19 protein-coding genes and 1 tRNA gene are annotated in these 22,895 nt (G+C 44.1%); 15 read left to right on the top strand and 5 right to left on the bottom strand.

Annotation, left to right across the window (positions count from 1 at the left end):
* Positions 1–68 precede the first annotated feature (68 nt).
* The 9 genes from ACLI08_RS04570 (at position 69) to ACLI08_RS04530 (ending at position 10,257) form a co-directional block, all read left to right on the top strand.
* Positions 69–1,136 carry an NADH:flavin oxidoreductase/NADH oxidase gene (locus ACLI08_RS04570; protein ID WP_411427275.1) on the top strand — a complete coding sequence of 356 codons (1,068 nt, stop codon included), beginning with the start codon at positions 69–71 and terminating at the stop codon, positions 1,134–1,136.
* Between the two features lie 184 nt (positions 1,137–1,320).
* Positions 1,321–2,361 carry a Gfo/Idh/MocA family oxidoreductase gene (locus tag ACLI08_RS04565; protein WP_411427274.1) on the top strand — a complete coding sequence of 347 codons (1,041 nt, stop codon included), beginning with the start codon at positions 1,321–1,323 and terminating at the stop codon, positions 2,359–2,361.
* Between the two features lie 33 nt (positions 2,362–2,394).
* The gene (locus ACLI08_RS04560) at positions 2,395–2,769 is read left to right on the top strand and encodes a DUF1304 domain-containing protein (RefSeq protein ID WP_411427273.1); all 375 of its coding nucleotides are present in this window, start codon (positions 2,395–2,397) and stop codon (positions 2,767–2,769) included.
* Between the two features lie 8 nt (positions 2,770–2,777).
* A complete protein-coding gene (locus ACLI08_RS04555) occupies positions 2,778–3,728 on the top strand; it encodes an aldo/keto reductase (protein WP_411427272.1) in 951 nt (316 codons plus the stop codon).
* A gap of 185 nt (positions 3,729–3,913) precedes the next feature.
* The gene (locus tag ACLI08_RS04550) at positions 3,914–5,677 is read left to right on the top strand and encodes a MutS-related protein (RefSeq protein WP_411427271.1); all 1,764 of its coding nucleotides are present in this window, start codon (positions 3,914–3,916) and stop codon (positions 5,675–5,677) included.
* Positions 5,678–5,806: 129 nt separating this feature from the next.
* The gene (locus tag ACLI08_RS04545) at positions 5,807–6,769 is read left to right on the top strand and encodes an SMI1/KNR4 family protein (protein ID WP_411427270.1); all 963 of its coding nucleotides are present in this window, start codon (positions 5,807–5,809) and stop codon (positions 6,767–6,769) included.
* Between the two features lie 298 nt (positions 6,770–7,067).
* Complete coding sequence (locus ACLI08_RS04540; protein ID WP_411427269.1) at positions 7,068–8,285, top strand: MFS transporter; 1,218 nt, start codon at positions 7,068–7,070, stop codon at positions 8,283–8,285.
* 53 nt (positions 8,286–8,338) lie between these two features.
* On the top strand, positions 8,339–9,241 hold the full coding sequence (locus ACLI08_RS04535) for a DUF6615 family protein (RefSeq protein WP_411427268.1): 903 nt from the start codon (positions 8,339–8,341) through the stop codon (positions 9,239–9,241).
* Between the two features lie 20 nt (positions 9,242–9,261).
* On the top strand, positions 9,262–10,257 hold the full coding sequence (locus tag ACLI08_RS04530; protein ID WP_411427267.1) for an aldo/keto reductase: 996 nt from the start codon (positions 9,262–9,264) through the stop codon (positions 10,255–10,257).
* 58 nt (positions 10,258–10,315) lie between these two features.
* Here the strand turns inward: ACLI08_RS04530 and ACLI08_RS04525 are convergent, their stop codons facing one another.
* From ACLI08_RS04525 to ACLI08_RS04515, 3 genes are all read right to left on the bottom strand, one after another.
* On the bottom strand, positions 10,316–11,212 hold the full coding sequence (locus ACLI08_RS04525; protein WP_411427266.1) for a hypothetical protein: 897 nt from the start codon (positions 11,210–11,212) through the stop codon (positions 10,316–10,318).
* Between the two features lie 682 nt (positions 11,213–11,894).
* Positions 11,895–12,431 carry a hypothetical protein gene (locus ACLI08_RS04520; protein WP_411427265.1) on the bottom strand — a complete coding sequence of 179 codons (537 nt, stop codon included), beginning with the start codon at positions 12,429–12,431 and terminating at the stop codon, positions 11,895–11,897.
* A gap of 45 nt (positions 12,432–12,476) precedes the next feature.
* Positions 12,477–14,015 carry a cryptochrome/photolyase family protein gene (locus ACLI08_RS04515; RefSeq protein WP_411427264.1) on the bottom strand — a complete coding sequence of 513 codons (1,539 nt, stop codon included), beginning with the start codon at positions 14,013–14,015 and terminating at the stop codon, positions 12,477–12,479.
* A 543-nt stretch (positions 14,016–14,558) separates the two neighbouring features.
* On the opposite strand from ACLI08_RS04515, the gene ACLI08_RS04510 reads away from it, so the two are divergent.
* From ACLI08_RS04510 to ACLI08_RS04485, 6 genes are all read left to right on the top strand, one after another.
* Complete coding sequence (locus ACLI08_RS04510; protein WP_411427263.1) at positions 14,559–15,854, top strand: DASH family cryptochrome; 1,296 nt, start codon at positions 14,559–14,561, stop codon at positions 15,852–15,854.
* Positions 15,836–16,129, top strand: a complete 294-nt coding sequence (locus tag ACLI08_RS04505) for a TIGR03643 family protein (RefSeq protein WP_411427262.1) — start codon at positions 15,836–15,838, stop codon at positions 16,127–16,129. Before ACLI08_RS04510 ends, ACLI08_RS04505 begins: the two co-directional genes overlap by 19 nt.
* Before the next feature lie 6 nt (positions 16,130–16,135).
* The gene (locus ACLI08_RS04500; protein ID WP_411427261.1) at positions 16,136–16,831 is read left to right on the top strand and encodes an SDR family NAD(P)-dependent oxidoreductase; all 696 of its coding nucleotides are present in this window, start codon (positions 16,136–16,138) and stop codon (positions 16,829–16,831) included.
* Positions 16,832–16,910: 79 nt separating this feature from the next.
* Complete coding sequence (locus ACLI08_RS04495) at positions 16,911–17,975, top strand: glycosyltransferase family 9 protein (protein ID WP_411427260.1); 1,065 nt, start codon at positions 16,911–16,913, stop codon at positions 17,973–17,975.
* 80 nt (positions 17,976–18,055) lie between these two features.
* Positions 18,056–18,127, top strand: a tRNA-Arg gene (locus ACLI08_RS04490).
* A 153-nt stretch (positions 18,128–18,280) separates the two neighbouring features.
* Positions 18,281–18,820, top strand: coding sequence for a hypothetical protein (locus tag ACLI08_RS04485; protein WP_411427259.1), 540 nt, complete (start codon positions 18,281–18,283; stop codon positions 18,818–18,820).
* Between the two features lie 556 nt (positions 18,821–19,376).
* On the opposite strand, the gene glmS is transcribed toward ACLI08_RS04485, so the two are convergent.
* Positions 19,377–21,224 (bottom strand): glutamine--fructose-6-phosphate transaminase (isomerizing), encoded by a 1,848-nt coding sequence (gene glmS / locus ACLI08_RS04480; RefSeq protein ID WP_411427258.1) that lies wholly within the window; start codon positions 21,222–21,224, stop codon positions 19,377–19,379.
* 3 nt (positions 21,225–21,227) lie between these two features.
* Entirely contained in the window at positions 21,228–22,874 is a 1,647-nt protein-coding gene (locus ACLI08_RS04475; RefSeq protein ID WP_411427257.1) for a DUF4270 domain-containing protein, read from the bottom strand.
* Positions 22,875–22,895: the final 21 nt, after the last annotated feature.

The raw sequence follows: 22,895 nt of genomic DNA, 5'->3' as shown, positions 1-22,895 counted from the left end.
TCCTACTGGGGTAACTTTACAAATAAATCCACTACCTTTCTGTAAGGATAGGTTTAATAAAATACACTATGTCACAATTATTCTCTATACATCAGCTAAAGAGCGTTATACTAAAAAACCGCATTGTAATATCGCCCATGTGCCAGTACAGCGCCGTAGACGGCTTTGCTAACAACTGGCACCTGGTACATCTGGGCGCACGCGCTGCGGGTGGTGCAGGGCTTATTATTCAGGAGGCCACTGCCGTATCTCCTGAGGGGCGTATTTCTCCGGGCGACCTGGGCTTATGGAACGATGCCCAGATAGAAAAACTAAAAGAGATAAACCATTTTATACTGGAACAAAATTCGGTTCCCGGTATACAGCTGGCACACGCGGGCCGCAAGGCAAGCTGTGCCGCACCGTGGCAGGGCAGCCATAAGCTTACCGAAGCCGAAGGAGGATGGCGTACCGTAGCCCCCAGCCCCATACGTTTTAGCGACCGCGAGGAACTGCCTCCGCTGGAGCTGGACAAAGAAGGCATAGCCAAGGTTATAGCCGATTTTAAAGCCGCCACAAAACGATCTCTTGCCGCCGGGTACAAAGTGGTAGAGCTACACGCCGCGCACGGCTACCTGCTGCACCAGTTTATGTCGCCATTATCTAATGAGCGTACCGATGAATACGGCGGTAGTTTTGAAAACCGCATACGCCTGCTGCTGGAAGTTACCGAAGCCGTACAAACCGAATGGCCTGCAGACCTGCCGTTATTTGTACGCATTTCGGGAACCGACTGGGCCGATGGTGGCTGGACACTGGACGAGTCTGTAGCACTGGCTAAAATTTTAAAAGAAAAAGGCGTAGACCTTATCGACTGCTCGTCGGGAGGGTTGGTGTACTGGCAAAAAATACCAGTGGAGCCAAACTACCAGGTTTTTATAGCAGAAAGAATTAAAAAAGAAGCCCACATTTGCACCGGTGCCGTAGGGCTTATTACCGAAGCGCAACAGGCAGAAGACATCCTTACAGAGGGTAAAGCCGACCTGGTGCTGTTTGCCCGTGAGTCGCTGCGTGATGCCCACCTGGGGCTTACCTTTGCCCATGACCTGGGAGCCGATGTGGTTTGGCCTAAACAATACGAACGCGCTAAGTTGTAGTTGTTGGTTGTCTTGTCGGTTGTTGGTTGTTGGTTGTTGGTTGCCGGAGAAATAGTTTCCAGGCGCAGTCATTGCGAGGGAGGCACGACCGCGGCAATCTAAATCAGTGCCACTATTAAGATAAAAGTATTCTCACTATCTAAGCATGCTATATAAAAACTCTTAGAGCAGTAAAACCAGTAAAATGAAAAAAATAAAAACAGCACTATTATCATACGGAATGTCGGGCAAAGTATTCCACGCGCCGTTCCTTACCCTGCATGAGGGGTTTGAACTCACCGGCGCATGGGAGCGCACCAAAGACCTCATCCGACAGGATTACCCCAATGTAAAACGATACGGAACCCTGGAAGAACTCCTTGCCGATGACATAGACATGGTAGTGGTTAACACCCCTGTAGACACGCATTTCGACTACACAAAAAAAGTATTGCAAGCCGGTAAGCACGCCCTGGTAGAAAAGGCATTTACCACCACAGCCGCGGAAGCCGAAGAACTGGATGCCCTTGCTAAAGCAAAAGGGCTAAAACTTACCGTGTACCAAAACCGCCGCTGGGACAGCGACCTTAAAACCGTAAAGCAGGTACTGGAGTCTGGCGATTTGGGTGATATTGTAGAGGCGGAAATCCGTTTTGACCGTTATAACCCTAACCTTAGCCCCAAGGCCTGGAAAGAAAGTGCCAATGCCGGGGCGGGGGTATTAAAGGACCTGGGGCCACACATTATAGACCAGGCCATTTACCTTTTTGGTTACCCAAAATCAGTATTTGCAGACATACGTACCCTGCGCGAAGGATCTGTAGTAGATGACAACATAGACATACTTTTGTACTATCCGGATAAGCGTGTGCGCCTGCATGCGGGCTTTTTTAATAAAGAAATGGTACCCAGCTACATCCTTCAGGGACGAAACGGCTCGTTTATGAAACACCGTGGCGATATGCAGGAAGATACCTTAAAAACCGGCGCAAAGCCTAATCTTAACGATTGGGGCACCGAACCCGAAGCACTTAGCGGCATACTAAACATAGTTAAAGATGGCGAAACGATTAAAAAAACCATCCCTACCCTACAGGGCAACTACTACGGCCTTTTTGACGGTGTATACAAAGCCATTACCGAAAATACTACCGAACCCGTTACCGCGCAAGACGGCACCCGTGTTATGAAAATAATAGATGCCGCGCTGCTTAGCAGCAGTACCGGGCAGGTAATACAACTATAGCTAATACCTCTATAACCTTTAAACACCAAACCTATGGAAATTGCAGTAAGTACCCTGATTACCCTCATTGCCCTGTTCCACCTCTACATTATGTGGTTCGAAATGTTTGCCTGGGAAACCCGCGGGCCTAAAATATTCCGCAACTTCCCCAAAGAGCTGTTCCCTAAAACCAAATCGCTGGCGGCTAACCAGGGCCTGTATAACGGTTTTTTGGCAGCCGGCCTTATCTGGACATATTTTATAGCCGATGAGCACTGGCGGGCAAATGTGGCCTTGTTCTTTTTGGGCTGTGTGGCAGTAGCGGGCATATTTGGCGCACTTACCGCATCTAAAAAAATATTTTTTGTGCAGGCACTCCCTGCGCTTATAACTATAGCCCTGGTGCTTGCTTCGGGGCCTAAACAATAAATACAACTATGGAAAAAAGACAACTTGGGGCGTCAGACCTGTACGTGTACCCCATAACCTTTGGGGGTAATGTTTTTGGCTGGACCATAGACCAGAAACAATCATTCGAAATCCTTGATGCCTACACGGGCGCGGGGTTTAACTTTATAGATACTGCCGATATGTATTCGCGCTGGGCAAACGGCAACGTGGGCGGAGAAAGTGAAACCATTATAGGCAACTGGCTGCAAAAACGCGGCCGCCGAGATGATGTTATCTTAGCCACAAAGGTGGGCAACGATATGGGCGATGGTAAAAAAGGGCTTAAAAAAGCCTACATACTACAGGCAGTAGAAGACTCTCTTACGCGCCTTAAAACCGATTATATAGACCTGTACCAAACCCATTTTGACGATCTTGAAACTCCGGTTGAAGAAACCCTTGAGGCGTATGCCCAACTGGTAAAAGAGGGAAAGGTGCGCCATATAGGCACCAGTAACATGACCCGCGAGCGCGTGCTGGAGTCGCTTCAGGTTTCGGCAGAAAAGGGCTACCCCGCCTACCAAACCCTGCAACCGCACTATAACCTGTACGACCGCGCAGGGTACGAAAGCACGCTTGAACCTATAGCACTTTCGCACAAGCTGGGGGTTATCCCTTACTTTTCGCTGGCAAGCGGCTTCCTTACGGGCAAGTACCGCACCGAGGCTGACTTTGGCAAAAGTCCGCGCGGTGGCGGCATGGGCAAGTACCTGGATGAACGCGGCCTGAAAATACTTGCTGCGCTGGATACGGTTTCGGCAGAACTTAACACTACCCCGGCTGCTGTAGCCCTGGCATGGCTTATACACCGCCCGGGTATTACCGCGCCTATTGTTAGTGCTACCAGCATCGGCCAGCTAAACAGCATTATTGCTGCACCGCAGCTGGATATTACCGCGCCACAGCTGGAACTGCTAACAGGGGAAAGCATTTTTTAATTTGTTTCAGGTTTCAAGTTTCAGGTTTCAAGTTCTGGAGCAGATAACACCAGCGTGGTATTCCCTCCTCCGGAGGGGAATGCTTGCTAAACGGCACCATCAGACTTAAGGCAACGGTTGCGGTATGTAATACTGTCCTGCTTACCGCTTAAATCGTACCTTAGCGGGATAAAATATATTTTGTTTTGAAAGTAACCGATTACAACCAATTGCTGCAACAGCATGAAACAGCGTATGAAAAAGAGCAAAGGCAATACAACCTTATAGGAACCATACGGTTAGTGCTTGCCACGCTAATACTAATTATGGGCTACCTGGGTATTAAGTATGCCGATGGCGCCTACTGGGCAGGCGTTGGGGTGCTTTGTGCAGGCTTTGCTTTTGTATATAAAAAACACCAAAAGGTGAGTCGCAGGCGTAATTTGCTGCGGCAGCTCATTCAGGTAAATAAAGACGAAATTGCGTACCTGAACCGTACGGCAATACCGTTTAACAACGGGGCAGAATACAGCGACCCTGCACACATGTATACGTACGACCTGGATATATTTGGGGCGCGGTCGTTGTTTCATCAACTGAACCGAACCTATACGTTCATTGGCAAAAACACCTTTGCAAAGCTGCTGGGCGGGCTACTGCCTAACGACCAGATAGTGCAGAACCAGCACGCCATAGCCGAACTTAAAGATAAAACCGCATGGCGACAGCACATAGCAGCACTGGCTCGCAGTAAAAACGATTCGGCGCAAAAGTACCGCCAGCTTACAGAATGGGCAGGCACCCCGACGGAAAAAATGTCGCTTACCGCGCGCATACTGTGTGTGGCAGGCCCGGTAGCGTTTGTGGCTGCGATGGCGTATTCGGTTATTACGGGGCCTTACAGCAGTGCGGTTACGTGGTTGTTTGTGTTTAATGTGATTCACGCCTTTTCTCATTTTAAAAAGATTAAAGCACTAACCGTTTTTTCAGACGAAATAGATGAGATTCTAAAAAATTATGGCGAAATACTGCTGGCTATAGAGCAAGAGCAGTTTACCGTGCCAAAAAACATAGCACTGCAACAGCGTGTAGCTAACGCGAGTAAAGAAATCCGTACGCTTTCGGGGTTGTTTTCAAACCTTAACAATACGGCTAACCCGCTTGGCGCACTGCTGGTAAACGGTGTAAGCAACTACCACATACACATACTGCGCAGGTTGTATGTATGGAAAGAGCAGCACGCCGTGAACATTAATAACTGGCTTGAGGTTATGGGCGAGTTTGAAGCCCTGAACAGCCTTGCCAATTATGCAGCCAACAATCCGCAATTTGTGTTCCCTGAAATAGCGGAAGACAACCGCATTGAATTTACGCAACTGGGCCATCCGCTGATTCCCGAAACGGTGCGTGTGTGTAATAGTATTCAGTTTACGCAGCAGCCGTTTCGCATCCTTACCGGCAGTAACATGTCGGGCAAGAGTACGTTTTTGCGTACACTGGGCATTAATATGGTGCTGGCGGGTGTAGGTGCCCCGGTGTGTGCCGAAAAAGCGGTAATTCATCCGCTGCCGGTACTGGTATCTATGCGCCAAAGCGATTCATTGGCCGACAGCGAGTCGTACTTTTTTGCTGAGGTAAAGCGCTTAAAGCAAATTATTACCGCCATGCAGGGGCAACGCTCGTTTGTACTCTTGGATGAAATTTTAAAAGGCACCAATTCTGACGATAAACAAAGCGGTACCATAGGCGTGATTAAAAAGGTGATTGCCCAAAATGGCACCGGGGTTATTGCCACGCACGACATTGAGGTGTGTAATACCAGCAGCGACTATCCGCAGTATTTAAAAAACCAGTGTTTTGAGGTACAGATTACCAATAACGAACTGGTATTTGACTACACCCTGCGCGAGGGCATTTGCCAAAACAAGAGTGCAACGTTCCTGATGAAGAAGATGGAAATCATCGCGTAACAGTTTTCAGTCGCAGTTTTCAGTTTTAAAAGCAACACATAAAAATCTCTGTGCTCGCTCCGTGTATCTCCGTGATATAACTGATTTCGTAAAGAATAAGTGTGTAAATTTATGTAAAACCAATATACCATGAGCAACATATTTTTTAACGATTTTGATTTTACGGATTTTTGGGATGATGATGAATATGCAAAGGAAAAATATCTTGAGCCAGAACCTTCAGATGAACTGATTACATCTATAGAAAACGAATTAGGCTACAAGCTTCCCGCATCGTACATTGAATTAATGAAACTCCATAATGGAGGCATGCCAAATAAAAATTGTTTCCCTACTAACGAGCCCACCTCGTGGGCAGAGAACCATATACAGATTACGACTATAATGGGCATAGGCCGTGATAAAGACTATTCTATAGGTGGTGAGCTTGGAAGCCGGTTTATGATAGATAACTGGGGATATCCCGATATAGGGATTTGTATATGTGATTGCCCTTCTGCAGGTCATGACATAGTAATGCTCGACTATACCAGATGCGGAAAGAATGGCGAACCGGAGGTAGTGCACGTAGACCAGGAAAGCGATTACAGGATAACTTTCCTGGCAAGGGATTTTGAAACCTTTATAAAAGGCCTTGTAAGTGAAGCAGTGTTTGATACATCGGAAGAAGATTTGCGTCAAACCTTATACACTATTGAACATGGGGATTTTTCCCCCGAAATAAAAAAATGTTTTGAAAAGCGTAAGGATATTGATTTTGATACAATGCTCAGAGGATTGTTTTTGTCAATAACAAAAGAAAAAGGTTTTTTTGCCCTGCATGCTGATAAACTTTCGGAGATTGCTTACGGCGCACAGTTTTACCTGCTTACGTTAAACAACAGTATAACTACAAAAGAAGCGCTGGTAGAACAATACCTCCCGCTGGTAGCGTTAAGTAACAGCTCAATTTCTTTAGGTGGATATGCTGCTTTTTTTGAAGACTGGTTTGCAGAACGGATAAAACAGGGCCAAATTATCTGGGATAAGGGATTTGTTTTAGAAATTTATTACGAGGACTGGCTTTTTAAAGAGCTGTCGGCTTTTAAGTAAATTATTAAAATAAAACGCTAATGCTTTACAAAACAGATAGCATATAGGCCATCTACTTACTTAGTAGCCTACGACCGTTTTATAAAGCCACTGAAGGGATCGTTTACAGTCGCAGTTTTCAGTTTTAAAAGTAACACGGAGAAAGCTATTACCCAAAGTCTCCCAAATGCAGCGCAGCGAAATTGAAACATCTCTTTCAAATACGTGAGATTCCTCCACTACGCTACGCTTCGGTCGGAATGGAACGCAACTCGTAAGGAATAAGTATATAAATTTGTAAGTAAACACAGGAAAAGGTATGGATATAGAATTAAACGACGCCCGGAAGGTACGCAAGCCCTTAAAAGCGTATAAAGAAGCCAAGCAGAGCTACCTAAACCGCATACGCATAGCAGTCTCTATGTTTTACTTTAGCATGGGGCTTACCTTTGCCACATGGGCCAGCCGCATACCCAGTATTAAGGAAACCCTTGGCCTTACCGAAGCCGACCTGGGTACCATACTGTTTGCCATACCGGTAGGGCAGCTGGTTATGATGCCTTTTTCGGGAAAAATAGTAATACGCTACGGCAGCCGGAACGTGGTTACCCTGGGCATACTGTTTTACATACTGTCTATGAACACACTGGGGCTGGCAACACAGGTATGGCAGCTCATGCTGTCGTTATTCTTTTTTGGCATTTTTAGCAACCTTACTAATATATCGGTTAATACCCAGGGCATACTTATAGAGGGGCTGTACCGCAGGCCTATAATGTCGGCGTTCCACGGGGCGTGGAGCCTTGCCGGGTTTACCGGCGCGCTTATAGGGCTGGGCATGGTTAACCTTAAATGGAGCCCGCTGTACCATTTTGCAGCAGTGGCGGTGCTGCTGTATGCGGCTATATTTGCCAACTTCCGTTACCTGGTAAAAACCAAACCCGCGAAACCTAAAAAACTGGAGCAGGAAAAAAAACGCAGCCTGCTGCCCAAAATAAACCCTGCCCTGGCATGGCTTGGGGTAATTGGTTTTTGCAGCATGGTAAGCGAAGGCATAATGTTTGACTGGAGCGGCGTATACTTTGAAGATGTAATAAAGGCACCAAAATCGCTGGTAATTGTAGGCTACGCCTCTTTTATGAGCATGATGGCAAGTGGCCGTTTTATAGGCGATAAAATCACCCAGCGTTTCGGGCGGAAAAGAGTACTGGCGTTTAGCGGCTTCCTTATTTCGGGGGGTATGTACATAGCGGTATTTTTCCCATACATTATACCTGCAGCACTCGGTTTTATGCTGGTGGGGCTTGGTGTAAGTACCGTAGTGCCGGGCGTGTACAGCCTTGCGGGCAAAACCCCGGGCATAGAACCCAGCCAGGCGCTTACGGCAGTATCCAGCATCAGCTTTTTGGGCTTTTTGCTTGGCCCTCCGGTTATAGGGTACATAGCCCATGCGGTAGGGTTAAAAATGTCGTTTGCCATTATTGGGGTATTTGGCGTGTGCATTGCCCTTTTTGTAAATAAGATTAAGGAAGAGTAGTGTTCGATATTCATTTACAACAAGTTAACTTAAACAGAAACAATAGTAATAATATGACAACATTAGAACAGGCCCTTAAAAATGCATCATATAAAGTTTGGGATGAGTTAGAGCCTATTCCTAACGGCACCAATTATAAAATTTTTGAGGTACGAGAAGAAGCTCTTACGACAATGGCAATAAAAGAACTTTACAGATCTTTTTGTCCGAAAATTGAAAAAGCAGTGATGATTCCAGCAAGTGAAGAAAGCTTAAATGGATATGATTTCGAACTAGTTATTGGTAGTAAATCAAAGAGTAAATATGTTAGGCTATTTGTTCAAGCTAAAAGATTATATGGAAAAAAAATTAGCAGTAACTATAAAGCTATTGATTTTTCACAGACTGACGCCTTACTAAAATACTCTAAAGATAATGAAGGCCTTGGAACATATGCTTTCTATAATCACTTACTTGAGAGAGATTTGAATTTATATGATCACTTTAACTCAGCAACACTGTTTGACAAGAAAACTATGGGAATTACTATTTGCTCTGCATATTCTGTTAAGATGCTAAATAGTAAAAAATTTCACGACTATCATTTCAATGGCGGTATTAGGATATCACCTAAACTTTATTCGTTAAGACATTTTCCTAGTTTATTTTACTTTCATAGGGAAACAAAAAAACATATGGCTGTTCCTTTACATGAACTTTCATATTTCACGATCGAAATTGCTGAGAAAATCAATCAGCTGTATAGAAGGATTAAATCTCAACGCGATAAATTGAATTTTTTTTTCTTTTTCTTTCCTCCTGATCTTGAAAATAGATTCGGCGGTTCAGATGATTTAATACCTGTTTTGAATCAAAACATAGAAAGTTTAGTGGCGAGCTTTAGACAGAGAACTATAAAGGAGAATGATTTTTACAATCCAAAAGCTCTAATAATAATTGATACCGATAATGAATAGTCAAATATACAACTAAAACCATGGAATACAGAAAAATAGGAAATACCGATTTAGAGCTTTCAGTAATTACCTTTGGGGCATGGGCTGCCGGAGGATGGATGTGGGGCGGAACCGAACGCAACGAGGCTATTGAAGCCATACAAAAATCATTTGACGAAGGGGTAACCAGTATAGATACTGCACCTATTTACGGGCAGGGCGACAGCGAAGACATTGTAGCCGAAGCCATAGCGCCACTGGGGCGCCATAAGGTGCAGCTGGTAACCAAGTTCGGTATGCGCTGGGATTTGGCTCAGGGTACACTTGCCATGAAAAGCAAAAACAATCAGGGGCAGGACATAGACATTTATAAATATGCCGGCCGCGAAAGCATTATTAAAGAATGTGAAGACAGCCTGCGCCGCCTGAAAACGGATTACATAGACCTGTACCAAATTCATTGGCCGGATGTTACTACCCCTATTCAGGAAACTTTTGAAACCGTAGCCGAACTGATTCAGCAAGGTAAGGTGCGCTACGCCGGGGTATGTAACTACACCGCAGAGCAGGTAGCCGAAGCCAGCAAATACGTAAACATAGTAAGCGACCAGGTGCCGTACAGTATGGTAAAGCGCGATATAGAACAGGAGTTGGTGCCGTATGTGCTGGATCATGGCAAGAGTATATTGGCGTACAGTCCGCTGGAGCGTGGTTTACTAACAGGGAAAATGCAACCGGGGCACCAGTTTGCCGAAGGCGACCACCGTGCCAGCGTATACTTTTATAAAGACGAGAACCTGAAGCGTGTAAATGAAGTATTGGATAAGCTACGCCCTATGGCAGAAGACAAAGGCGCTACCCTTGCCCAACTTGTACTGCGCTGGACGGTAGAACAGCCGGGCATAACCATAGCCCTTGCCGGTGCCCGTAATGCCCAGCAGAGTGTGGCGAATGCCAAAGCACTAAACATAAAATTAGCCAAAGATGAAATAGCGTTTATCAATACGCTTTTGGCTGATTTGCATTTAGTAAAGTAATTGCTTGTTTTTAATTATATAGGTAACCCTGCGGCTTTTTAGTTGCGGGGTTTTTTGGTTAATTATCTTGTGCTGAAACTTGTTTGGAATCTTCCTCATGTGGCTGGAAAATATTTATGCCAAAACAAAGTCCCATAAAAGGTTTACCATTATAAATCCAAGCTTTTGACTCAACAGTATCGTTATTCACGATATCCCAACCAAGTCCTATTCCTAATGAAAAGAACTTATAAGAACCTATTAGGTTAATATTTGGTGTAAGTGCTGGTTTTTCTACAACCTGAGTTGCTACTCCTTTGGTAGATAGTTCATCTAAAGATACTTTTGAAATGCTTAACCCTCCAAGAAGACTAATAGAAAAGTTATTTGAAAAATTATATTTTGTCCCGGCTGCTATTCCAAGACTTAAATCATTAGACCATCTGGATTTTTGTCCATCTATTGCAGGGCGAATACGTGTTAAATATGTTATTGTACCGAAGTTGAACTCCCAATGCGTAAATGGATTATATATGTAACCATATTTTAATATGTCATCTAATTTAATTATGTAATAAACATCTTCTTTTTCTTTACTGTATTTTTCTAATGTATCTTTGGTTGATTTGAGTACTTCATTAGAATTGAGTTTATTCAAGTCTGTTGAATAGAAATTATATAGCATTCTTTTTGCAAGATTTTTTTTAGGATACTTATCAATTTTTATTTGACAATAAATAGTATCTCCTGTATGCTTAAAAGTATTCATGATTATGAATGTCATATTTAAGTCAGCAAATACCATAGGATGATCCCCAATTCTATTTCCGCCTTTATCAACTTTAAAAATTTTAGGTTTTCCAAATAGTATATACTGCTGAGTGTTATACTTTATGTTAGCTTCTGTAATGGGTGTCTGTGAAAATACTTCGATAATGTTAAACAGCATGAATAGAGTTAATAAAAGTTTTCTCATAATTGATTGATTTTTAATTATTTTGTGAATTTAACAAAAACAATCATTTTCATTAATAGGTAAAATCCTATTTTTAATTATTTAAGTTTTACTAATTTAATGCGAGTTAAGTATCCATAGATAAGCTAAATTTATTATATAGGCATTGATCAAATCTTTGCTATTTGGTTTTTTACTGAAGTAAATTGGTTTTGGTAAGATTAAAAAATCCCTAAAAATAAACCAACTATATACACAGCTGTACAAACATAGTCTACCCACCTTACTTTTCTTTCATTGTAAATATCTCTGGGAGTTATAAATTCACGCCTTTGTAATTTTAGGCTAATATACCTGAGGAATTGTAATAGCAGCACAAGAACTAAAGTGTTTGCCATTGTTACACTAATATGCCCCGCAGGAAACTGGAACAACGTAACATCTTTTATAACGTAAGCAGCTATTGCATGACCTACTCCTACCACAAGCCAAAACAGGTACATGTACAGGTTTCGGATTGCGCGGTATTGAAAAAAAATCAGCAGAAATTGAGTCCCTATTAAATAACCTAAAAGGCGATTAGGCGAAGGGTATTCTGTAAAATGATAATAAAACCACAACCACACAGACAATAAAATGTAGCTTATTATGGTTAGCTTGTTCCAAATGGTTAGCGGGTATGCCTTAAAGAAAGGTTGGATTTTTAATGAAGCCATATAGGATTAAGGAGATACTTTGCGGAATAAACAGAAAAGAATTTAAAACCGAATATCCAGCACACAAAGTAAACAAAAAACAAAAGGCGATCTGTCCACGTTATTTTTCTCTCTTTAAACATATCAAAACTACGTTTATCCGCAGCAACGAATTCTTTCCCTTGCAGTTTAAGACTTGCAAACCGTAATATTTGCAACAGTAAAACCATTACGATGGTATTTGTCGGTAAGCCGCATAGGAAGTATAATTCGGGATCATGGGCAATGTAATATGCCGTGACAAGATGCGCTATACCAACCATAAACCAAAAAGTGTAAACATACACATTACGAATGGCGCGGTACTGGAAAAAATACAATCCGAGTTGGGTAAACATAAGATAAACCGGAAGAATGCCAACTTTTGGTTGGTTTGCAAACAAATAGTAAAACAATAACCCTACGGAAAACAGAGTATAACCTACGATGGTAACAATGTTCCAATTATTTAATGGATATGCCCTAAAAAATGGTTGGTTTTTCATTTAAACAAATTGGCTTTGGTAAAAATACAACAATCCCTGCCAATACTAATACGCATCAGGGTTTTTTATAATACTGTGGGCGCGTTGCAGTATTTTTTCCATTTCCTGCTGGGGTATTTTTTCTAGTTGCTTGTACATAAACGCCATGCGCGCATTTCGCCCCAGCTGATCCTGCTTTTGGTGCAAAAAATTCCAGTACAGGCTGTTAAACGGGCACGAATCTTTATCGGTTCTGGTCTTTACATTATAGGCGCATTCCTTACAGTAGTTGCTCATTTTGTTTATGTAATTACCGCTGGATATATAGGGCTTGGTAGCCAGCACCCCACCATCGGCAAACTGGCTCATGCCGCGCGTATTGGGCAGCTGCACCCACTCTACCGCATCTATGTATACACCCAGGTACCACTGGTCTACCTCGGCGGGGTTTACCTGTGTTAGCAGCGCAAAGTTGCCCAGTACCATAAGGCGCTGTATGTGGTGGGCATAGGCGTTATCCAGCGAATTGTTTACGCAGTGCTTAAGGCAGTTCATTTTGGTTGTACCGGTCCAGTAAAAATCAGGCAGCGGGTTTTTGTTTCCAAAAAAGTTTTCGGTAGCAAACTCCGGCATGCGCAGCCAGTAAATACCGCGCACGTACTCGCGCCAACCTATTACCTGCCGTATAAAGCCCTCTACCTGCGCTATATCTACAGTGCCTTTGTGCTTGTGGTAATAATTAACCACAGTGGTAACTACATCTTTAGGCGAAATCAGCTTTACATTCAGCGCAAAAGAAAGATCAGAATGAAACAGCATTACCTGCTGTGTGTGCATGGCATCCTGGTAGGTACCAAAATACTCCAGCTGATGTTCGCAGAAAAACTTTAGCCGTTGCAGGGCTTCCGCACGGGTAAGGGGCTGGTTAAGCAGGCCGTTTTTTGGCGCACGCCCCATTGTTTTTATCTTCTCCTCCTTAAGCAGGGTAAGTATCGCAGAAACATCGTGTTTAAAATCCGGTACCTTTGGCACAGGGTGTTTGTCGTTCCAGGCATTACGGTTATCATGGTCGTAGTTCCACTGTGTGCCTTCGGGCACGGTGGCGGTTTGCATCAGTATGCCATGTTTTTTGCGCATATTGCGGTAAAAATTCTCCATAAGGAGCTGCTTCTTCCCCTCAAAAAAATCGCGAAGTTCATGGCGTGTGGTATAGAAGTGCGCGGTATCTGCCGCCTCAAACGGAATAGCCAGCTTTTGGCAAAAGCCTTTTAGTTCCTCATCCAGTCGGTATTCATCAGGCAGCTGGTATTCAAAACGTTTAAAGTCCTTATCCTTAATCAGTGCCGAAAGGTTTTTGGTAAGGCTGCCGGTATTGTGCGCATCATTTAGTTCGTAATATATCACGGTATGTCCGTCGGACTTAAGGGTTTCGGCAAACTGGCGCATGGCAGCAAAAAACGCCGCAACTTTGGTAATGTGGTGGGTGGTGTAACCGGTTTCCTGCTTCATTTCAAACAGGCAGTAGGTAACGGCTTTATCTACCGCGGTAAACCACGGGTGTTTTATGTTGAGCTGGTCGCCCAGCAGCAGCCTAAGCGTTTTCATAATCTGTTGGGGATTATATTCTAATAATGTAAAGGTAGGCTTTGGGTAGTAACAGCGGTAAAAATAATAGCAGTTTAGCACTTGTTTAAGGCTTTTAAAAATAGCATAAGGGCAGCCCTTTTACAGGTACTGCCCTTACACATTTTAAACCAACCAAGTATTTATCTTTAATGTACGGTATTCAAAACCTTGGGGGGAATTATATCATGCGGGGGATGCACATGATAAAAATGGGATTTTCATAAATTGGTTTTGACTGACCTGATTGGCTATTGCAAATGTTAGAAAAAAAGCCGGATGGCGCCGTATCAAAATCTGTTAAAGAAATGTTAACTGCGGAAAATCCGCAATTGTAAATCAATTAGTTACATATTAAATAATTAGATTTAAACCTTATAAAAAATAGTCTTTCCGCTATAAATTATTTCAAATAAAAATCATATGTAGCCAATCCCCCTGCACACAAAACATTTAACCTTTGTTCAACAATTTTATGAATTACCTTTACAAAAAAGAAACATAAACCCTAAAAAATTAAGGACCATGACCGCCGCAATAGTTTGGTTTAAAACCGATTTAAGGCTCCATGACAATGAAGTACTGGTTAGGGCCATACAACAAAGCCAGGCAGTAGTACCCGTGTACTGTTTTGACCCGGAACACTACACCACCACACGCTTTGGGTTTAAAAAAACGGGAGCTTACCGCTTTTCGTTTTTACTGCAATCGCTTACCGCGCTCGATACCGCCCTGAGGAAACTGGGCAGCGGCTTGGTAATAGTAACGGGAAAACCCGAGGAAGAACTGCCAAAACTGGCACGGGAGTACAACGCCAGGAAGCTGTTTGCCAAAAAAGAGGTAACCTTTGAAGAACGCCGTACAGACGAACGCGTAACAGAAGCCCTGTGGAAAACCGGCTGCGAAATGATGCGTTACAGCACCAGCACCCTATACCACGCCGAAGACCTGCCGTTTACCGTAAAAAACATACCCGATATTTTTACCAACTTCCGTAAAAAGACCGAGAAAGACGCGGTAATACGCCCGGTGTTTGATATGCCCGAAAAGATAACCTCGCCTGCTTTGCCCCCACTACAGTTGCCCGGCCATGAGCAATTTGGCCTACAGGAAGCACACCCGGATACCCGCGCCGCCATACAGTTTACAGGCGGTGAAGACGAAGCCCTGCGCCGCATGGACGAATACCTGTTTAAAACCCACGCCATAGCCACGTACAAAGAAACCCGCAACGGGCTGGTGGGCGAAAACTATTCGTCTAAATTTTCGCCATGGCTGGCTATGGGATGCCTTTCGCCAAGGGAAATTTACCATGAAGTAAAACGCTACGAGCAGCAGTATGGAGAAAACAAGAGTACGTACTGGCTTATTTTTGAGTTGCTATGGCGCGATTATTTTAGATTCATGATGAAAAAGCATGGCAACAAACTGTTTCTTAAAGGTGGTTTTAGGGATGCGGCTCCTAAGTACCCGCCGCATAACCCCGATGCCTTACAGGCCTGGATAGACGGTAATACCGGCCAGGATTTTATAGATGCCAACATGCGCGAACTAAAGCTTACCGGCTTTATGAGCAACCGCGGCCGCCAAAATGTGGCCAGCTACCTGTGCCATGACCTGGGTGTAGACTGGCGGTATGGCGCGGCTTACTTTGAAGAACAACTTATAGACTATGACCCGGCAAGCAACTGGGGTAACTGGGCTTACGTGGCCGGCGTGGGTAACGACCCGCGCGAAGACCGACGCTTTAACCCGCAAAAACAGGCTGCCGACTACGATCCTAAAAAAACATACCGAAACTTATGGCTGCACGAAGTATAGAACCACAGTTTACCGATGTACAACTAGACCGTATAATAGAAATGGCATGGGAAGACCGTACCCCTTTTGATGCCATATACGCTCAGTTTGGCCTTACTGAAGACCGCGTTAAAGAGCTTATGAAACGCGAAATGAAGTTTAGCAGCTACCGCCTGTGGCGCGATAGGGTAACCAGCTGCAAAACCAAGCATGCCAAAAGGCGTAACCCCGAGATCTCCCGGTTTAAATGTACACGCCAGCGCGCTATTACTAACAATAAAATATCGAAACGATAACCCGTAATGGAACAAAAAACATACGTATTTGCAGGAGCATCATCATACATAGCGCAGGCAGCGGCGGCGCTACTCACCGCACAGGGACACCGCGTTATAGGCCTTACTACCAAAGATACCCTTAGCGGCTATACCGAAGCGTATACCGTTACTGATTATAATCCGGGCAGCTACCCCGCCATAGAAGGCGCCATACATGGTTTGGCTTACTTCCCGGGGAGTATAAACCTGAAACCGTTTAACCGCCTTAGCACGGCCGATTTTACTACTGATTTTACCGTGAGTGCCCTTGGTGCTGCCGGATTTGTGCAGGCTTACCTGCCTAACCTTAAGGCTGCGGGTAATGCTTCGGTAGTGTTTATAAGCACGGTGGCGGTGGGTACGGGTATGCCGTTTCATGCCAGTGTGGCTATGGCTAAGGGAGCACTGGAGGGGCTTACGCGTTCGCTGGCGGCAGAGCTGGCCCCGCATGTGCGGGTAAACTGCGTGGCTCCATCGCTTACCGAAACCCCGCTTGCCGCAAAACTATTGGGCTCACCCGAAAAGAAAACCGCGGCACAGCTACGCAATCCGTTAAAAAAAGTGGGTACGCCCGAAGAAGTGGCCCAGCCCATAGCCTTTTTATTGCAAGATAACAGCGCATGGATTACTGGCCAGGTGCTTAATACCGATGGCGGCATGGGTAGCCTGAGGCTGCTGTAACGCTGATTAGCACTATTTTTGAAAAACTTTGCGTTTTACGGGCTATATTTGCACACTTGTTTTTGATGCAACATACCCAATGAGCAAAATAACTTTTAAAGACCGCATAAACGAGTACAGGCGAAAACTTACCAAACGCCTTACTAAAGATGTAGGACATGATTTTACAAACCCACCCGCGGGCCCGGATGGTAATGCCGGCATTAAGCGCATACTTATAAGCCGCCCTAACCACCGCCTGGGTAACCAGCTGCTGCTTACGCCGCTGGTGCAGGAGCTGGAGGCTACGTTTCCGGGGTGCAAGATAGATTTGTTTGTGCGCGGTGGCCTTAGCCATGTTTTGTTTAAAAACTATAACAGCATAGGTAACATTATTAAAGTACCCAAGCGTCCGCTAAACGAGCCACGCGCGTATTTTGCCGCCTGGAAAACGGTAAAAACCACCCCGTATGACCTTGCCATAAATGTTATACACGGGTCGTCGAGCGGGGCGGTATCGGTTAATAAGAGTAAGGCGCGGTATAAGATTTTTAATATCCCCACGCCGGCTGTTACAGAGCGTTATGAGGATTACAGGCACCTGGCAAAAAACACCATTTATACCCTGCGCGAAGAACTGGGTAAACTTGGTTTTACCATGCAAACCGGCGATGTGCCCGTACTGGATATAAAGCTTAGCGCAGACGAACTACAACACGGCAAGGCTGAATTAGAAAAGCTTACCGGTAACGATAAAAAAACCATAGGCATATTTACCTTTGCCACAGGTAATAAATGTTACGGCCCTGAGTGGTGGAACCCGGTGTATGAAACGCTTAAGAAGCGTTTTCCGGAGTACAACATTGTAGAGGTGCTACCTGCCGAAAACGTGAGCCAGATAGGCTTTGCAGCGCCATCATTTTACAGTAACGACATACGCGAGATTACTGCTTTTATGGCCGCTACAGAGGTGTTTATAGCCGCCGACAGTGGTATGATGCACCTGGCAAGTGCCAGTAAAACCCCTACCCTGGGGCTATTTGGGGTTACGCAGAGTTTCCGTTATGGACCGTACGGCAATGGCAGCATAGCGGTAGATACTAATGTAACCGGACCCGATGCACTGGCCGACTTAGTAGAAACAGCGCTTAAAAACAGACGATAATAACGGGGCATTATTTTTTTAAACTATTATTTTTTTGAAAATAGTTTATTTCATATATTTGCACCCTGAAAATAATGGATGGCCTCGTAGTTCAATGGATAGAATGGGAGTTTCCTAAACTTTTGATACAAGTTCGATTCTTGTCGAGGCTACTGCAACAAAACCCTGCTTAACGGCAGGGTTTTTTGTTTATATTTACTTTTAAAACAAACCATAAACCTATCCTTACAATGAAAAAATCAATTTTGCCGCTGGTTGCAATGGCGTTTTTGTTTATATCCTGCACCAAAAAACCACGAGTATGCATGCCTTACAAAGAAGCTATAGCAAAAGGCATTATGCCTAATAAAACTACGAAGATACAGCTGGATAACAATGAAGAGTTTCAGCTTGATTTTGTTAGGGACAGCAGTAATGGGTACCCAAATTACGGAAGCGCGGAGGTTGACGGCGCTACTTTTAGGAGAATATTTTCCAGTTACGTTAAAGATACTGTTTATAACACCGATAAGGTGCGTTTCTTAATACTGTACGGTGGTGTAAATGATATTAGCAAAGCAGAAACCTTTGAGAAAGAAAATGTAAACAGCTATACGGTAACGTATCTTGGACAGGATAATCGTGTTGCGCTCGATTTTGTATATCCTGAAAAAAAGATAAAAGAGCATTACCTGATTAGTGAAAGCTACAGTTCGGTAAAAAATTATATTTCTAAAAAAATGGCTAAACCCACTACCAATCGTTGTTTAATCAGTATTAAAAATAACGACTGCGATGTATCGAAAGCTGTTGTTATACCTGTGGCGGAAGACGTACTTTACAAAAGGGCTCATGCCAAATCCTGATAAGAAATGCTCGTTTTGCCTACGCAATATAAACTACTGGATATACGTAGGACAAAGCATTATGCCGATTTACTAACGTGGTTTCTGTACAAATCAAAAAATAATCCCAATCCAAATAATAAATGGGATATATACAAAATGGTGCCTAATTCAAACGCCCCTAAAAACTCGCGAACAGAATGTGTGACAATTATATAAAGCGAATAAACTAAAACTAAAAACAAGTTAGAATAAGCACCGAAAGTATACCAAAAGCTGTTTATAATAATGTTACGATATTTTGTAAACCGCAACACCGCAATAACCATACTTATAACCAGCACTGGTAATGCTCCTACCAGATAATCATACAATAGAGTAAGACCTTTTAAAAATGAATGATCTGTAAAATAATCAAAAAAGACATATACACACCACATCAGGCAAATGAAAAAAGTAATAGCCAGATTTCGATAATGGTTTTGAAGTAACATGGTTAAGCTTGGTTTATGCTAAAATACAAAAAAGCCACCGGTTTCCCGATGGCTTGTATATCAAATAAAAATAATTCAATAAATTACTCTACCGTAACTGATTTAGCCAGGTTACGCGGCTGGTCTACGTTACACCCACGCATTACCGCAATGTGGTAGCTAAGCAGCTGTAGCGGAATGGTAGCCACAAGCGGACTCAGTGCATCGCTGGTTTCCGGGATTTCTATAACGTGATCGGCAAGGCTTTTTACCTGCGTATCTCCTTTAGTAACAATGGCTATAATTTTACCGCTACGGGCTTTTATTTCCTGTATGTTGCTCACAATTTTATCATAGTGCTCCTGTTTAGGGGCAATGATTACTACAGGCATTTTATCGTCTATAAGTGCTATAGGGCCGTGCTTCATTTCGGCAGCAGGGTAACCCTCTGCGTGTATGTAGCTTATCTCTTTTAGTTTAAGAGCACCCTCCAGCGCTACCGGGAAGTTATAACCCCTACCCAGGTAAAGGCAGTTTGGCGCATCTTTATAAATAGACGAAATGGTTTGTATTTCAAGGTTTGTTTGCAGGGTTTGCTCTACCAGTTGCGGTATGCGCTCAAGCTCCTGCAGGTAACGGAAATAATCCGCACGTGCCATGGTGCCCTTAGCACGTGCTATGCGCAGCGCCATAAGGGTAAGCACCGTGATTTGAGTAGTAAACGCCTTAGTAGACGCCACCCCAATTTCAGGGCCGGCGTGGGTATAGGCTCCACTATGTGTTTCACGCGAAATAGACGAGCCTACCACGTTACATACGCCAAATACAAACGCTCCATGCTCTTTAGCCAACTTAATCGCTGCAAGCGTATCGGCAGTTTCACCACTTTGAGATATGGCTATAACCACATCGTCAGGGCGGATAACTGGGTTACGGTAACGGAATTCGCTGGCGTACTCTACCTCTACCGGTATACGGGCAAATTCTTCAAAAATATATTCTGCCACAAGGCCTGCATGCCAAGACGTGCCACAGGCTATGATAAGGATACGGTTAGCGTTTATAAACTTATGCAGGTTATCTTCCACCCCGCTGATTTTTACAATACCCTCTTCTACTCGAATCCTGCCGCGGAAGGTATCTTTAATAGCGTTTGGCTGCTCATAAATTTCCTTTAGCATAAAGTGGTCAAAACCACCTTTTTCTATTTGCTCAAGGCTCATTTGCAGCTCGTGTATGTACGGGTTAACCAGTGAGTCGTCTTTAATTTTGCGTACTATAAGATCCTTGCTAAGGCTTACAATAGCCAGCTCACCGTCCTCAAGGTACACGGCGTTTGGCGTGTATTCTATAAACGGAGAAGCATCTGAGGCTATAAACAGTTCGCCTTCGCCCACTCCTATGGCAAGCGGGCTTCCTAAACGGGCGGCTATAAGCTCATCCGGGTTGTTTTTATCAAACACCGCTATGGCGTAAGCACCTACCACCTGGTTAAGGGCTATCTGCACGGCTTTGCCCAGCTTTATACCTTCCTGCTTTTGTACTTCCTCAATTAGGTTTACAAGTACTTCAGTATCAGTGTCGCTTTTAAAGGTGTAGCCACGCTTTATAAGCTCTTTTTTAATAGGCTCATAGTTTTCTATAATACCGTTGTGCACTATAACCAGGTTACCCGAGTTACTTAAGTGCGGGTGGCTGTTTACATCGTTCGGCACACCGTGGGTAGCCCAGCGGGTGTGGCCTATGCCTATGTTAGCCGATTTATCAAGTTCGCTATCGGCTTTGGCCTCAAGGTCGCTTACTTTTCCTTTTGTTTTACAAAGGTGCAGCTCGTTGTTGTTGTACAACACCACACCGGCACTGTCGTACCCGCGGTACTCCAGCCTTTTAAGTCCTTTTATAATTACCGGATAGGCCTCCCTGTGGCCTATGTATCCTACAATTCCGCACATAGTTTAATTCTCGTCAGGTTTAGTGTAAAATATTTCCAGCCTCAGGCGTTTATCATAGTTTTCTTCATCGCTGGCCGGAATATTGGGTCCGTATAGTTTTACCCCCAGTGGCGTAACAGTGTTACTTGTAGGAGTTGTTTTTACCGTGGTAGCGCCTGCGGTAAAAGGCGTTTTAAGCAACCTGTTAGTACTTACCGTAATATCATCTGTAAGTACAAGCCCCAGTTTTACGTTAGTACTGTCGGCATACTTTACTAAATTGCTTATGTGGTTTGTAAGGCGTATAACGTAGCACTTGTTTACCGCGTCATAAATACCGCCATAAATGTACTTATTGTTTTTAGTACTTGCCGCTGTGGTACCATCTGTACTGTAATCAAATAGCGGACGCTTATTTGTAACATCGTAAAGATAAATACGGTGCGGAATACTATCATACGGCACAGACTGGTCTACATAAAACCGCAGGCGTGCGTCGTTTATAAGTGCTTTTTGATTTACAAGAGCCGTGCGCTGCGCATCCGGAAATATGTCTAAGAGCGCCATACTGCCTGCCATACCGCGCAGGTATAAACTGCTGTCGCCGTTTGTAGCATCGCTTGATGTTACCCCCGCCAGATAATCGGCTGTGTTCTGGGTTTCAAAAAGGTTAACGTGGTTACCTTTCAGGTTAATGGTCATGGTAAGGTGTGTGCGCTTTATGGTAGTGGTAGCATTACCGTTAGCATCGACTTCGTATACCGGTTTACCGTTATTGTACACATCCTGGTTGTACACCACTTTTATGTAACCATTAGTAAAGTTTGGCAATAGCATGGTGCTGCCACCGTTGTACGCCTCAGCCCAAAACGATACCCCCCTAAAGTACTCGGCAAAAGCCGCATTTGTACTTAGCTGAGACGACTTGGAAGGATCTAACACTTTATTTTTAAAGAAGTTCTTGTTCAGGTAAAAGAACAGGCCCGGTGCCAGCCTTTCGGCAATAACAGCTGTAGAATCGGTTACAGCGGCGTCTGTAGCCCTGTATTTAGCACGCCTTTTAATTTCTTTATCGCTAAAGCTTACAATGGTATCATTACCACGAGCCAGTAACGACTGCCCCTGCTGTGCTGCAAACGCTGGTGTATCATCTGAATAATAATACTGAGGGTCTACACCACCTGTGGCAGCATCGCCACCACGTATAAAGTAGTTGTTCTCTGTAATCCTTAGCCTGAACTTATCAGTTAGTTTACCGTAATAACCGTTTATTGTATACAGGTTATCCGTCTCGTTTGTAGTACTGTTTGTTTCGCTACCTGTTTGTGTGGTGGCAAACGGCACATATACCCAAACCGAGTCTATGGTAATATTGTTTGTAAACGATGGGTTAGGGCTGGCAAGCTGCACCTGGGTAACATAACTTGCTGTAACCCGCCCGAAAACCGAGTTATAAGAACCCAGCAGGTTGCTGGTACTGTTGTTTGTTTGTATTTCGCCTATAGGCGTATCGTATGCGGTAACACCGGCATCGGTTACTACTATACTGTTATGAAGGTCGCCATCTACCACATCGCTTCCCAGCAGGTCATACTTGTCATCACAGGAAACCACCAGTGCCACGGCAGCTACGGCAAAGAATACATTTTTCAGAAAAGAAAAATTTCTCATAGAATTTTTGTTACGGTTTTG

The sequence above is a fragment of the Flavobacterium sp. RNTU_13 genome (genome assembly GCF_046614455.1).
In the GTDB taxonomy this organism is placed as follows: Bacteria; Bacteroidota; Bacteroidia; order Flavobacteriales; family Flavobacteriaceae; genus Flavobacterium.
The sequence above is the reverse complement of the archived record's forward strand: the minus strand, read 5'-3'. Positions and strand labels throughout refer to the sequence as shown.